Origin of the sequence: Conexibacter sp. SYSU D00693, from assembly GCF_017084525.1 — a bacterium.
Classification (GTDB): Bacteria; Actinomycetota; Thermoleophilia; order Solirubrobacterales; family Solirubrobacteraceae; genus Baekduia.
This window is the reverse complement of the sequence record NZ_CP070950.1, coordinates 2,755,335-2,769,016: the sequence shown is the minus strand read 5'-3', so window position 1 is coordinate 2,769,016 and position 13,682 is coordinate 2,755,335. Positions and strand designations below refer to the sequence as shown.

The following is a 13,682-nucleotide window of genomic DNA, read 5'->3' as shown; positions in this document are numbered from 1 at the left end:
GTGCTACCTTCCTGACTGCCGCCGCTCTGCTGCTCCGCCCGCCACCCGCAGCGGCCTCACCTTGATCGAGCTCCCCGTCCTGGACGACCGTGAGGGCCCGCGCGACGAGTGCGGCGTCTTCGGGATCTACGCGCCTGAGCAGGAGGTCTCGCGCTTCGCGTACTTCGCGCTCTACGCCCTGCAGCACCGCGGTCAGGAGTCGGCGGGCATCGCCGCCGCCGACCGCGACGGCTACATCATCACCCAGCGCGCGCTGGGCCTGGTGAACCAGGTGTTCAAGGAGCACGACCTCCGGGCGCTCGGCGGCGACCTCGCCATCGGCCACGTCCGCTACTCCACGACGGGCTCCAACGAGTGGGAGAACTCCCAGCCCGTGCACCGCAGCGCCGGCACGGGCGGCAACCGGCGCGAGCTCGCGCTGGCCCACAACGGCAACCTCATCAACGCGGTCGAGCTCCACGCCGAGCTGCGCGAGCAGGGCGTGACGTTCTCCTCGACGTCGGACTCGGAGATCATCGCCGCGCTGCTGGCCTCCCACCCCGCGGAGTCCATCGAGGACGCCGTCGCCGACGCGATCCCGCGCCTCAAGGGCGCGTTCTCGACCGTCGTGATGACGAAGGACCGCGTCGTGGCCTTCCGCGACCCGGCGGGCGTGCGGCCGCTGGTCATCGGCCGCATCGGCGACCGCTACTGCGTGGCCTCGGAGTCCTGCGCGTTCGACATCATCGGCGCCGAGTACGTCCGCGACGTGCAGCCGGGCGAGCTCGTCTCGCTCTCGGAGGACGGCCTGGAGTCGCGCATCGTCGTCGACGGCCAGCGCTCGGCCTTCTGCGTCTTCGAGTACATCTACTTCGCGCGCCCCGACACGCGGATGAACGGCGACGTGCTCCAGGCGGCGCGCGGCCGGATGGGCGAGATCCTCGCCCGCGAGGCGCCCGCGCCCAACGCCGACCTCGTGATCCCGGTGCCCGACTCGGGCGCGCCCGCGGCCCGCGGCTTCGCCCGTGCCGCAGGCCTCGTCGCCGACGACGGCCTCATCAAGAACCGCTACGTGGCCCGGACGTTCATCCAGCCCGGCCAGGAGCTGCGCAAGCACGGCCTGCGGATGAAGTTCAACCCGCTGCCGGAGATCGTCGGCGGCAAGCGCCTCGTCGTGGTCGACGACTCGATCGTCCGCGGCAACACGACGCGCCAGATCGTCCAGATGCTCCGCGACGCGGGCGCCCTCGAGGTCCACATGCGGATCTCGGCCCCGCCGACGCGCCACCCGTGCCACTACGGCGTGGACATGTCCACGCGCGAGGAGATGGTCGCCCACGAGCGCACCGTCGACGAGGTCGCGCGCGAGCTCGGGTGCGACTCGCTGGCCTACCTCTCGCTCGAGGGCGTCTACGAGGCCGTCCGCGGCCAGCGCGCCGACCACTGCGACGCGTGCTTCTCGGGCGAGTACCCGCTGGCCGGGACCGACACGGCCCAGCACAAGGACGCGTTCGAGCGCGCCCTGCCGCTCGCCGTCTAGCCGGCCGGCGACAGCGCACGCACCGCGTCGGCCGCCGGCACGACGTCGGTGATCCGCGCGACGGTCTGGCCGGCGTAGAGCGGGCCGGCGTCGAGCAGCCCGCCGGGGTCGCCCTCGCAGGCGGCGGCGGGGCCGAGCAGCGGCATCCACGGCCGCTGGGTGCGCGCGACGCGGACCATCGTGGGGATGGAGACCTTCGACAGCGGCGCCGCGGTGGCGCGGTGCAGCGCGCGCAGCGGCCCGGGTCCGCGCTCGTCCTCGCGCAGCCAGCGCTCGGTCGCGCGGTTGGGCAGGACGCGGTGGGGCGCGGGCCACCCGGCGCCGAAGAGCATCGTCAGCAGCGTCTCGCTGCCGGCGGTCGCGCGGGCCTTGTAGCCCGGGTGGGCGTGGCTCTCCTCGGTGAGCAGGAAGCGGGTGCCCGCGACGGCCGCGTCGGCCCCGGCGTCGAGCGCGCGCTGGACGTCGGTGCGGTCGGCGACGCCGCCGGCCAGCCAGAGCGGCGTGCCATCGCCCACCGCGGCGCGGACCTGCGCCAGCAGCTCGAAGGCCGGCGTCGTTCCGCGCACGTGGCCGCCCGCCTCGACGCCCTGGACGACGACGCCGTCGGCGCCCGCCGCCACCGCCTTGCGCGCCTCGTCCACGGAGCCGGCCTGGTGGAGCCAGACCCGGTCGGTGGGGCGCTGGGGCGCGCCCCAGAAGGTGACGACGACGTCGGCGCCGGCGACCGCGTCGCGGTGGGTGCGCCGCGCGAACGGCAGCAGGAGGTTGGCCGCGACCGGCCGGCCGTCGGCCCGCTCGCGCGCGGCCGCGACCTCGGCGCGCAGCTCGTCGGGCCCGAGGATCCCGACGGTCCCCAGGCCGCCGGCGGCACTCACCGCGCCGGCCAGCCGCCCGCGCGACAGCCCGCCGCCCATCCCGGCCTGGACGACCGGGTGCTCGAGGCCCAGGCGCTCGCGCAGCGACATCGCGTCGAGCCTACCCCGCGTCCTGCGCGCCTTTGCAGCGACTTCGTGACGGGGCGCGGGCGCCGCCGGGGCGAGCGCTACCTTCGGGCGCCCGTGACGGACGACCGTCTGCACCAGGCGCTCCACGAGCACTTCGGCTTCTCGGCCTTCCGCCCCGGCCAGGAGGCGGCGGTCCGCGCCGCCGCGGAGGGGCGCGACGTCCTGGTCGTCATGCCCACCGGCGCGGGCAAGTCGCTCTGCTACCAGCTGCCGGCGCTCGTGCGCGACGACCTCACCGTCGTGGTGTCGCCGCTGGTGTCGCTCATGCAGGACCAGGTCGCGGCGCTCGAGCGCATCGCGCCGGGCCGGGCGGCGCTCGTCAACGCCCAGCAGGACGCGGCCGACAACCGCCTGGTCATGGCCCGCGCGGCGGCGGGCACCCTGCGCCTGCTCTACGTCGCGCCCGAGCGCTTCTCCTCGCCGGGCTTCCTCGAGGCGCTCTCCGAGGTCCCGATCGGCCTGTTCGTGGTCGACGAGGCGCACTGCGTCTCGCAGTGGGGGCACGACTTCCGGCCCGACTACTTCCGCCTGGGCGACGCCGCGCGCTGGCTCGGGGCCAAGGCCATCGTCGCGTCGACCGCGACCTCCACGCCGGAGGTGGCCCAGGACATCGAGGCGCGCCTGGGCCTGCGCGACCCCGCCCGGGTGACGACCGGCTTCGACCGGCCCGGGCTCTCGTTCGGCGTCGTGCCGTGCGGGACGGCGATCGACAAGGAGCGGCGGATCGCCGACACGCTGCGCGACCCCGCCGCCCGGCCGGCCATCGTCTACGCGGGCACGCGCGCGCAGACCGAGGAGCTCGCCGGCGTCCTGGCCGACGAGCTCGGGGTGGAGGTGCTCGCCTACCACGCCGGTCTGCACCGCGAGGCGCGCGCCGAGGGCCAGCGGCGGTTCATGGACGGCGAGGTCGACGTCGTCGTCGCGACCAACGCGTTCGGCATGGGCATCGACAAGGCCGACGTGCGGACCGTCTGCCACGCGACGGTCCCGCCGTCGGTCGAGGCCTACTACCAGGAGGCCGGGCGTGCCGGGCGCGACGGGCAGCCGGCCAGGGCGCTGCTCTTCGCCGAGCCCCGCGACAAGGGCCTGCACGTCTTCTTCATCCAGCGCGCCGAGGTCGCCGACGAGCTGCTCGAGTCGCTGGCCCAGCGGATCCTGCGCGCCGCGGTCGCGCCCGCGGGGGGCGACGGGCCGCCGCGCTACGACCTGCACGCCGCCGACCTCGACGACGAGCCCGAGCGCGTGCGCGCGGTCGTCGGGCACCTCGCGCGCGCGGGCGTGCTCCAGCCCGCGCCCTCGCCGGTCGACCGGCTGCGCGGCCGCGTCGTCGGCGCGTGGGACCCGCGCACGCGCGGGGCGGCCAGGGCCTCGGCGGCCGAGGGCAACCGCGCCCGCTGGCGCCAGTACCGCGCGGTGTGGGCCTTCGCCGAGGGCGAGGGCTGCCGGCGCGCGGCGATCCTGCGCCACTTCGGCGACCCCGCCGCGCCGGCGCCCGACGACGGCGTGGCCTGCTGCGACGTCTGCGAGCCGTCGCTGGCGCCCGGGCCGTCGCAGGCGCCGCTGCGCACCGACGGCGCGCCCGTGGGGGACCTCGACGAGGCGATCCTCTCCGTCGTCGCGACGGCGCGCCCGTCCATCGGCCGCTCGAAGGTCGCCGACGTCCTGCGCGGCTCGCGGGCCAAGGCCGTGCTGCGCAACTCGTGGGACGGGCTGCCCGAGCACGGCGCCTTCGCCCACCTGCCGACGAAGGTCCTGCTGGGCAAGGTCGACGAGCTGCTCGCCGACGGCCGGCTCGTCTCGTCGGGCGGCCCGTACCCGGTCCTCTCGGCGGGCCGCGACGCACGCCAGGGCTCGCTCGCCGCGTGATGGCGCAGCTGCCGCGCATCGGCGTCCTCGCCTCGGGCGAGGGCACGAACCTCCAGACCCTGCTCGACACGCTCCACGGCCGCGAGGTCGACGTCGTCGGCGTGGCGTCGGACAAGCCGCAGGCGCGGGCGCTGGAGCGTGCGGCCGCCGCCGGCGTCCAGACGGCGGTCTTCGAGCGCGGCGCCTTCGCCGACCGCGCCTCGCGCGACCTGGCCATCGCGCAGTGGCTCGAGGACCAGGGCGTGCAGGTCGTCGTCCTCGCCGGCTACATGGCGATCCTCGACGTCGCGTTCATCGACCGCTTCCGCGACCGGATCGTCAACGTCCACCCGTCGCTGCTGCCCGCCTTCCCGGGCGTGCGGGCCATCGAGCAGGCCGTCGACCACGGCGTGCACGTCTTCGGCGTCACGGTCCACCTCGTCGACGAGGGCGTCGACACCGGCCCGATCCTGCTGCAGCGCGCGGTCGAGCTGCCTGGGGAGACCGACCCCGCGCGCGTCCACGCGGCGCTGCGCCCGCTCGAGCACGAGCTGCTGCCGCGCGCCGTGCGGGCGCTGGCGGCGGGGACGGTGCGGCGCGACCCGGCCAACCCGCGCCGGACGGTCCTGGGCGACTAGGCCGCCTCGCGGCGGGGCGCCGGCTGGCTGGCCAGCGCGTCCATGCCGCCGCGCAGGAAGACCAGCGCCTCGTCGAGGAGGGCGCCCGCGTCCTTGGTCGACAGCGCCTCGGGCTCGCGGTCCTCGTACCAGCGCTCGAGCGACTCCATCGCCGCGACGGCAGCGGCGCCGACCATCTGGGGGCGCAGGCCGTCCTCGGGCTCGCCGAGGTCCACGGCCAGGCAGCGGGTCAGCAGCGTCTGGAACTGCCCGAGCTTCGAGCGCTTGTGGTCCTGCAGGGCGGGCGTGGCGCGGACGAGCTCGTGGCGGCGGCGCTCGAGGTCGTCGGCGTGCACCGCCTCGTCGGCGCGCTCGACGATCCAGCGGCGCAGCACGTCGAAGGTCGTCTCGCCCTCGGACCGCGCCTCGAGCGCGGTCTCGAGCTCGCCGAAGACGCGCTCGAAGTCGTGGAAGGCGACGTCCTCCTTGGACGGGAAGTAGCCGAAGAACGTCCGCGGGGCGATGTCGGCGGCGGCCGCGATGTCGGCGATCGTCGTGGACTCGAACCCGTTCTCGGTGAACAACCTGATCGCGGCGTCGGCGATCGCCTGGCGCGTCTGGGCCCGCTTGCGCTCCCGGAGACCGGCCGGCACGTGCATGCAAGGAGGGTACCCACACTCCTGCAACCGATGCAAACCTGCAGTGGATGCAAACTCGCAGTGGATGTGCCACCATGCGGCGCATGTCCGCCGCCCTCGCCCGAGTAGCGCGTTCGCTCTCCCAGCACTGGAAGCGCAGCCTGCTGGTTGCGATCTTCACGATCATCGTCCTCGGCATCGCCGCCGGGAACGGCTCGCCCGCCGCCGACGACTTCGACGCCCCGGGCACCGAGTCCCAGCAGGCGCTCGACCTGTTCCGCGAGCACCAGCCCGCCCTGGCCGGCGCCGACTCGACCATCGTCTTCTCCACCGAGAGCGGCAAGCTCAGCGACGCCCCGAAGCGGGCGGCCATCCAGAAGTCGCTGACCGCGGTCAAGGACCTCGACGGCGTCGTCGACGTCTCCGACCCCTTTACGCCGGGCGGCTCGGTCTCCGAGGACGGCCGCATCGCCTCGGTCGACGTCCGCTACGACACCGAGCCGGGCGACATCGAGAAGGAGGACGGCGAGGCCTTCGAGGAGGCCGCGCGCACCGGCGAGGGCGCCGGCGTCGACGTCTCGATGCGCGGCCTCGTCGTCGACATCGGCCAGGAGCAGGAGGCGCCGGTCGGCGAGCTCGTCGGCATCGCCATCGCGCTCGTCCTGCTGACCGTCCTGTTCCGCTCGGCCGCGGCGATGGGGGCGACGCTCCTCGGGGCGCTGCTGGGCGTCGTCATCGGCCAGATGCTGCTCACGGCGCTGGCCGGCCCCCTGGGCCTGCCGGAGTTCGCGACGACGATCGCGGTGATGCTCGGCCTCGGTGCGGGCATCGACTACTCGCTGCTCATCATCGCCCGCTACCGCGAGCAGGCGGCGGCGGGCGACTCCGTCCGTGACGCCGCGGCGAAGGCCGCGGGCACCGCGGGGGCGTCCGTCGTGGCGGCCGGCCTCATCGTCATGGTGGCCATCGCGGGCCTGCTCGTGGTCGGCATCCCGGCGATCGGCCGCATGGGCATCGGCGCGGCCATCGGCGTCGCGGCCGTCGTCGTCTCGGCCCTGACGATCCTGCCGATCATGATCGGGGCCTTCGCCCGCTGGCTGAAGCCCAAGAAGCCCGAGCACGTCCTGCCCTCTCGTGGCTTCGAGCGCTGGGGCGAGCGGATCACCGGCCGTCCCTGGGCCGCGATCGCGGCCGGCGTGGCGATCCTGCTCGTCTTCGCCTTCCCCGTCACCGACATGCGCCTCGGCCAGCCCGACGACGGCAACCAGTCGGAGTCCAAGACCCAGCGCGTCGCCTACGACAAGCTCAGCGACGCCTTCGGCCCCGGCTCCAACGGCCCGTTCCTGCTGGCCGTCGACACGCCCAAGGGCGACGGCCAGACCCGGGAGCAGCTCCAGCGCATCGAGGCCGACGTGCGCAGGACGCCGGGCATCGCGTCGGTCACCCCGGCCGCCCCGAGCCGCGACGGCGAGATGGCGGTCATCGTCGCGACCCCCACGACCTCCCCGCAGGACGAGCGCACGAGCGAGCTGCTCGAGCGCCTGCGTGGCGACGTGCTGCCCGCGGCGACGCAGGGCACGCCGCTCAAGGTCTACGTGGGCGGCAACACGCCGGGCTTCGAGGACTTCTCGGACAAGGTGTCCTCGCGCCTGCCGCTGTTCATCGCGCTGGTCATCGGGCTCTCGGTCCTGCTGCTCATCGCGGCGTTCCGGTCGCTGTGGATCCCGCTGGTCTCCGCGGTGTTCAACCTGCTGTCCATCGTCGCCGCCTACGGCGTCGTGACCGCGGTGTTCCAGGACGGCGTGGGGGCGAGCCTCATCGGGGTGGACTCCGGCGTGCCGATCATCTCGTTCGTCCCGGTGATGATGTTCGCGATCCTGTTCGGCCTGAGCATGGACTACAACGTCTTCCTGCTCAGCCGGATCCACGAGGCCTACAACGAGGGCGACGGCCCGCGGGCCAGCGTCATCCACGGCATGGGACGCATCGCCAAGGTCGTCCTCTTCGCCGGACTCATCATGTCGGCCGTCTTCTCGGCCTTCGTGACGACCGACGACGTGATCTCGAAGATGTTCGGCCTGGGCCTCGGCCTGGCGATCCTCATCGACGTCCTCATCGTCCGCCTCGTGATCGCCCCGGCGGTGGTCACGCTCCTGGGCGACAAGGCGTGGTGGCTGCCGGGCTGGCTCGACCGCATCCTGCCCAACGTCTCGCTCGAGGGGCACCTCGTCGAGGCGCTGGACCGCCCCGCCGAGCAGCGCCAGCCGGCGCCCGCGGGCTAGGACCTCAGGGGCGGCGCGTCTCGCCGCCGCTGAACGCCGCCGTACCGTCGAGCGCGCCGGGCCCACCGCCCGGCGCGCCCGGCGTCGGGCTTGCGCCGCAGCGCTCCACAGCCTGGTAGACCGCTGCACCTCCTTCCAGTCGATCGAAGGGAGCAGGGGGAATGCGGGTCATCAAGGGCGCTGCGGGGGCAGCGCTCACCATCGCGGCGGTCGTCGCTGCCGCCACGCCGGCCGGCGCGGCGATCACCGAGCCGACGGCGGGCCAGGTCGTCCGCGGCGGCGACGTCGTCATCAAGGAGTCCGTCGGCGCCACCGGCGGGACGCTCTGCGCGGGCGCCACGTCGACCGTCAAGGTCACGCGCGTCAGCGACGGGGCCGTCGTCCACACGGCGAGCAAGGCGGGCACGATCCTCGCGCCGAACACCGGCGCGTGGCAGACGACGTGGAACGCCGAGGGCCAGCCCGGCGGCAGCTACCGGATCACCAGCACGAGCCTCAACCGCCCGCGCTCGGGCTTCTCGTGCCAGAGCCAGACGGTGACGCTCTCGGACATCACCGTCACGGTGAAGCCGTGGCAGCACAAGTTCGTCGCCTTCGACAAGCGCTCGACGGTCTTCCTCAACACCGAGGGCGGCGTCGAGTGGCAGGCGACGGTCGACGGCCAGGCCGGCGCCGCGTACGCCGCGCCGGGCGCGACGGTCCTCGACGACCGCTTCGTGGCGCTCCACGAGAACCAGGGGGCCGACGGCGTCACGGGCATCTTCGACACGAAGACGCGCTCCTTCACCGGCCTGGTCAAGACCCGCGGGCGCACCGTCCCGGCGTTCTCGTCGGGCGGCGCGGACCTCGGCGGCCAGCAGCTCGCGGACAGCCTGCGCGGGCAGCTCACGGCGCTGGCGACCGAGGCCGGGCTGGACCCGGCGGCCCTCTTCGCGCTGAAGCTCGGCGTGCGGGTCCCGGGCGCGCCCGGCAAGACCGACGGCGTGGACCTCAGCGTCGAGGACGGGCTGAGCCTGCTCGAGAACACGCCTGACCCGGCGGGGGTGAGCCTCACGCCGACGGCCCTCTCGGCCGGCGTCGTGACGCACTTCTACCTCAACATCGGCGCGGGCTCGCAGCTGGCCTACCGCATCAGCGACACGGGCCTGGCGGTCCCGTCGCTCGAGGTCCCGAACCAGCCGCTGCTGGCGCTGCTGGGCGGGGCGAACGTCATCCAGGTCAAGGGCGGGCCGTTCCAGACCGGCCGCCACGCGGTCGGGACGACGGCGGTCGCGACGGTCGACACCACGCCGGGCGCGCCCGGCGGCCTGGTCTGGCTGCCCGTCGAGGGCCACGCCGGCCTGGTGAAGGACACGGCGATCGACTTCCTGGGCCAGGGCGTCGCGACCCAGGGCGAGCAGTGCGTGCTCGGGATCTGCATCGCCAGCGGCGCCGTCATCGGCATCGGGGCCGCGCAGTACAACGGCAGCCCGGTGCCGCTGCCGGCGTTGGGGACGCTCACGTCGGGCGTGCCCGGCTTCAGCAACGTGGTGGCGGCCATCAACGGCGCCACCGGGCAGCTCACCGGGTCGATCCCGGCGCTGCCGCAGGGCTAGCAGGACGGCACGCGCCGCCCGCGGGGGCTATCCCTCGCGGGCGGTGCCGTCGTCGACCGCGCCCTCGGCGTCCTCCCCGAACATCGGGCCGCCGCGCTCGTCGCTGACGTCGCCCGCGACGTCCTCGAGCTGGTCCTCGCGGTCCAGGCGCGCGTCGGGGTAGCGCTTCTTGGCCTCGTCGAGGTGCTCCTCGACGCGCTCGAGGTCCTGCTCCATCTCGTGCTCGGCGCGCTCCATCTCGCGCTCGACGTCCTCGGTCGGTCGGTCAGGCATCTCGGCCACCGGGCTTCCCGGAGGGGCGTCCGCGCAACCGCCCGGCCCGACGGTAGTCTCGGCCGCCATGGCTGAGCCGACCGCCGCGCCCGCCGACGACGACCTGCTCGGCCTCGTGCCCGTCCGCCGGGCGCTGCTGTCGGTGTCCGACAAGACGGGCGTCGTCGACTTCGCCAAGGGCCTGGCCGAGCTCGGCGTCGAGATCGTCTCCACGGGCGGGACGGCGCGCGCGCTGAAGGAGGCGGGCGTCGAGGTCCGCGCCATCGAGGACTTCACCGGCTTCCCGGAGATGATGGACGGGCGCGTGAAGACGCTGCACCCCAAGCTCTACGCGGGGCTGCTGGCGGTGCGCGACGAGCCCTCGCACGTGGCGGCCGCCGAGGAGCACGGGATCGAGATGGTCGACCTCGTGTGCGTGAACCTCTACCCGTTCGAGCGCACCGCCGGCCGGCGCGGCGCCAGCGAGGCGGAGGTCGTCGAGGACATCGACATCGGCGGCCCGACGATGGTCCGGGCGGCGGCCAAGAACCACCGCTACACGGCGATCGTCGTGCGGCCCGAGAGCTACGACGCGATCCTCGAGGAGCTGCGCATGAGCGACGGGGCGCTGTCGTTCCCGACGCGCCAGGCGCTGGCGGCCGACGCGTTCCACCTCACCGCCCGCTACGACACGGCCATCGCGCGGTGGTTCGCCGAGGGCTCCGAGGACTTCCCGCCGCTGTACATCCGCGCCTACGAGAAGGTGCTCGACCTCTCCTACGGCGAGAACCCCCACCAGCGCGCCGCGTACTACGCGCAGGTCGGCGCCCGCGCCCACGTCCTCAGCCAGGTGCGCCAGCACCACGGCAAGCCGCTGAGCTTCAACAACCTGCTCGACCTCGACAGCGCGCGGCGGATGGTCGGCGAGTTCGAGGTCCCGGCCTGCGCGATCGTCAAGCACAACAACCCGTGCGGCGTGGCGATCGGGACGACGGTCCAGGAGGCCTACGAGAAGGCCTTCGCGTGCGACCCGCTCAGCGCGTTCGGCGGCGTGATCGCGCTCAACCGGCGCGTCGACCGGGCGACGGCCGAGAAGCTCCACGAGCAGTTCATCGAGGTGCTCTTCGCGCCGGGCTACGACGAGGGCGCGATGGACGTCCTGTGCCAGAAGCAGAACGTCCGCATCCTCGAGGACGAGGAGCGCCGGTCGCCGCGCGCCGGGGAGCCCGAGGTCAAGCAGGTCATGGGCGGCCTGCTGGTGCAGGACCGCGACACCGCCGCCCAGACGCGCGACGAGATGGAGGTCGCCACCTCGCGCCGGCCCGACGACCGCGAGTGGAACGACCTGCTGTTCGCCTGGCGGGTCTGCCGCCACGTGAAGTCCAACGCGATCGTCCTGGCCCTCGACGGCGCGACGGTCGGCATCGGCGCCGGCCAGATGAGCCGGGTGGACTCCGTGCGCATCGCGCTCGAGAAGTGCCGGCTGGACTCCGTGGAGGGCGCGGTGCTCGCGTCCGACGCGTTCTTCCCCTTCGCCGACGGCCCAGCCCTCGCGGTCGAGGCGGGCGTCAAGGCGATCATCCAGCCCGGCGGCTCGGTGCGCGACGACGAGGTCGTCGCCGCGGCCGAGGAGGCGGGCGTGGCGATGGTCATGACCCGCCGGCGCCACTTCCGCCATTGATCGAGCGGTTCTCCTCCGGGGCGCCGTGGGAGCCGGTCGTCGGCTACTCGCGCGCGGTCCGGGCCGGGGACCTCGTGTTCGTGGCGGGCTGCACCGGGATCGGCGCCGACGGCACGCCGGTCTCCGAGGACCCGGCGCAGCAGCTGCGCCAGGCGCTGCGCAACGTCGCCGCGGCGCTCGCCCTGGCCGACGCCCGCCTCGAGGAGGTCGTGCGCACGCGGATGTACGTGCGCGACGCCTCGCAGTGGCGTGCCCTCGGCGCCGTCCACGCGGAGGTCTTCGGCGAGATCCGACCCGTCACCTCGATGCTCGCGGTCGCCGGCTTCGTCGACCCCGCCCTCCACGTCGAAGTCGAGGCGGACGCGTTCGCACCACGAGCGTGAGAAGCAGGGGACTGTCCCCTTCTTCGCACTCGCGCGTGAGAAGCAGGGGTCAGACCCCTGCTTCTCACCGGCGATGCGAACGAGGGGACTGTCCCCTTCTTCGCATTCGTGCTGAACGGCACGATGCCGCGCATCCCGGCCTGCCATCGGGCATCGCGGTTCCGTCGGGTCGGTCGCGCACCATCTCCCGTCCCGGATGCCGTCCGCCGCTGCTCGCACCCCACGCCCGACCTCGCGCGCGGGGCTCCGTCCGTGGCAGGCCCTCGCCCTCGAGCGGATGGCGGGCTGGGAGGCCGGCCCGTTCCTCATCTCGGCGGCGCCGGGCGCGGGCAAGACGCGTCCGTCGCTCGTGCTCGCGCGTGAGCTGCTGAAGGCCGGCGCCGTCAAGCGCGTCGCGGTGATCTGCCCGACGACGCCGCTGACCCGCCAGTGGGCCGCGGCCGCCGCCGAGCAGGGCGTCCACCTCGTCCCCGACGCCGAGGAGCTCACGCCGCCCAAGGACTTCCAGGGCGTCTCGGTCACCTACGCGCGCGTGGCGTCGGTCGCCGAGAAGTGGGCCCGGCAGTGCTCCCCCGGGACGCTCGTCATCGCCGACGAGGCCCATCACCTCGGCGACGAGCTCGCCTGGGGCGTCGGCTTCTCCAAGGCCTTCGCGGCGGCCCAGCGCAAGCTCCTGCTGTCGGGCACGCCGTTTCGCTCCGACGCGACCCCGATCCCGGGCGTGACCTACGACGACGAGGGCGTCGCGGTCCCGGACGTCTCCTACACCTACGCCGACGCGGTGCGCGACGGCGTCTGCCGGCCCGTCACGTTCATCCCGTACGACGGGACGCTGCAGTGGCGCTCGGGCGACGACCTCATCGAGGCGGGCTTCGACACCGTCCTCACCGGCCGCGAGGCCTCGCGCCGCTACCGGACGGCCATCTCGACCGAGCTGCCCGACGGCCTGCCGCGCATCCTCGGTGAGGCGCACAAGCGGCTGCTGGGCATCCGCGCCGACGGCCACAAGGACGCGGGCGGCCTCGTCGTCGCCGCCGACTCGACGCACGCCCGCGCCGTCGCCTCGCTGCTCAAGCAGGTCACCGGCAAGGCGCCGACCGTCGTCCTGCACACCGAGCAGCAGGCGGCGCGCAAGCTCGCGGCCTTCACCCACGCCCGCGACGAGTGGATCGTCGCGGTGAACATGGTCAGCGAGGGCGTCGACATCCCGCGCCTGCGCGTGGGCGTCTACGCGAGCGCCGCCAAGACCCCGCTGGTCTTCCGCCAGATCGTCGGGCGCTTCGTGCGCACGATCGCCGGGCGCCCGGCGGACATGTCGTGGCTCTACCTGCCGGCCGACCCGGTGCTGCGCACGCACGCCAACGAGGTCGAGGGCGAGCTGCGCGTCATCCGGCGCCCGCGCGAGGACGACGAGGACCCGATGGGCCTCGACGAGCTGCGCGAGCGCCGCGAGACCGAGCGCTCGGAGACGCCGGAGTTCGTCCCGCTGGCCGCCGACGTCGCGCCGACGTCCCAGATGTCGCTCTTCGGCGGCGCGCCCGCCATCACCTCGACGGTGCCGGCGCCGGCGCCCGCGCCGGTCGTCTTCGCCAGCGCGGTGCCGTCCGCGGTGCAGGGCGACGCCGAGGAGGCGGACGACGACGTCGATCCCGGCGGGCTGCCCGCGTTCCAGCGCCGGGCGCTGCTGCGCGAGAAGCGCCACGGCCTGGTGGGCGACCTGCGCCGCCGCGACGGCCGCTCCCCGCGCGAGATCAACGCCTGGCTCAACCGCGAGACGGGCGTGACCCGCGTCGAGGACGCCACGATCGAGCAGCTCCAGCGCTCGATCGACCTCCTGCTCGACGCGCTGACCGCGCGGCGGTAGGA

At 74.3% G+C, this 13,682-nt stretch carries 11 protein-coding genes; 8 read left to right on the top strand and 3 right to left on the bottom strand.

Features of this window, described 5'->3' with window-relative positions; all coding sequences use genetic code 11:
• The first annotated feature begins 61 nt into the window (after window positions 1-61).
• Entirely contained in the window at window positions 62-1,519 is a 1,458-nt protein-coding gene (gene purF / locus JUB12_RS13720) for an amidophosphoribosyltransferase (RefSeq protein ID WP_241004263.1), read from the top strand.
• Here purF and JUB12_RS13715 read toward each other — a convergent pair.
• Window positions 1,516-2,484, bottom strand: a complete 969-nt coding sequence (locus JUB12_RS13715) for a nitronate monooxygenase family protein (RefSeq protein WP_205695985.1) — start codon at window positions 2,482-2,484, stop codon at window positions 1,516-1,518. The genes purF and JUB12_RS13715 overlap by 4 nt on opposite strands.
• A gap of 93 nt (window positions 2,485-2,577) precedes the next feature.
• Between JUB12_RS13715 and JUB12_RS13710 the strand changes: the two genes are divergently transcribed.
• Complete coding sequence (locus JUB12_RS13710) at window positions 2,578-4,389, top strand: ATP-dependent DNA helicase RecQ (protein ID WP_205695984.1); 1,812 nt, start codon at window positions 2,578-2,580, stop codon at window positions 4,387-4,389.
• Window positions 4,389-5,006 carry a phosphoribosylglycinamide formyltransferase gene (gene purN / locus JUB12_RS13705; protein ID WP_205695983.1) on the top strand — a complete coding sequence of 206 codons (618 nt, stop codon included), beginning with the start codon at window positions 4,389-4,391 and terminating at the stop codon, window positions 5,004-5,006. Before JUB12_RS13710 ends, purN begins: the two co-directional genes overlap by 1 nt.
• On the opposite strand, the gene JUB12_RS13700 is transcribed toward purN, so the two are convergent.
• Window positions 5,003-5,644 (bottom strand): TetR family transcriptional regulator, encoded by a 642-nt coding sequence (locus JUB12_RS13700; protein ID WP_205695982.1) that lies wholly within the window; start codon window positions 5,642-5,644, stop codon window positions 5,003-5,005. The two genes, purN and JUB12_RS13700, sit on opposite strands and share 4 nt — an antisense overlap.
• Window positions 5,645-5,727: 83 nt before the next feature.
• On the opposite strand from JUB12_RS13700, the gene JUB12_RS13695 reads away from it, so the two are divergent.
• Together JUB12_RS13695 and JUB12_RS13690 are read left to right on the top strand one after the other, a co-directional pair.
• On the top strand, window positions 5,728-7,905 hold the full coding sequence (locus JUB12_RS13695) for an MMPL family transporter (RefSeq protein ID WP_205695981.1): 2,178 nt from the start codon (window positions 5,728-5,730) through the stop codon (window positions 7,903-7,905).
• A gap of 161 nt (window positions 7,906-8,066) precedes the next feature.
• Complete coding sequence (locus JUB12_RS13690) at window positions 8,067-9,500, top strand: hypothetical protein (RefSeq protein ID WP_205695980.1); 1,434 nt, start codon at window positions 8,067-8,069, stop codon at window positions 9,498-9,500.
• A gap of 27 nt (window positions 9,501-9,527) precedes the next feature.
• On the opposite strand, the gene JUB12_RS13685 is transcribed toward JUB12_RS13690, so the two are convergent.
• Window positions 9,528-9,773 carry a hypothetical protein gene (locus tag JUB12_RS13685; RefSeq protein WP_205695979.1) on the bottom strand — a complete coding sequence of 82 codons (246 nt, stop codon included), beginning with the start codon at window positions 9,771-9,773 and terminating at the stop codon, window positions 9,528-9,530.
• Between the two features lie 103 nt (window positions 9,774-9,876).
• Here JUB12_RS13685 and purH point away from each other — a divergent pair, with 103 nt between their 5' ends.
• The 3 genes from purH (at window position 9,877) to JUB12_RS13670 (ending at window position 13,680) form a co-directional block, all read left to right on the top strand.
• Window positions 9,877-11,433 (top strand): bifunctional phosphoribosylaminoimidazolecarboxamide formyltransferase/IMP cyclohydrolase, encoded by a 1,557-nt coding sequence (purH, locus tag JUB12_RS13680; RefSeq protein ID WP_371822337.1) that lies wholly within the window; start codon window positions 9,877-9,879, stop codon window positions 11,431-11,433.
• Window positions 11,430-11,816 (top strand): Rid family hydrolase, encoded by a 387-nt coding sequence (locus JUB12_RS13675; protein WP_205695977.1) that lies wholly within the window; start codon window positions 11,430-11,432, stop codon window positions 11,814-11,816. The genes purH and JUB12_RS13675 overlap by 4 nt, the downstream gene beginning before the upstream one ends.
• Before the next feature lie 196 nt (window positions 11,817-12,012).
• Complete coding sequence (locus JUB12_RS13670; RefSeq protein WP_205695976.1) at window positions 12,013-13,680, top strand: DEAD/DEAH box helicase; 1,668 nt, start codon at window positions 12,013-12,015, stop codon at window positions 13,678-13,680.
• Window positions 13,681-13,682: the final 2 nt, after the last annotated feature.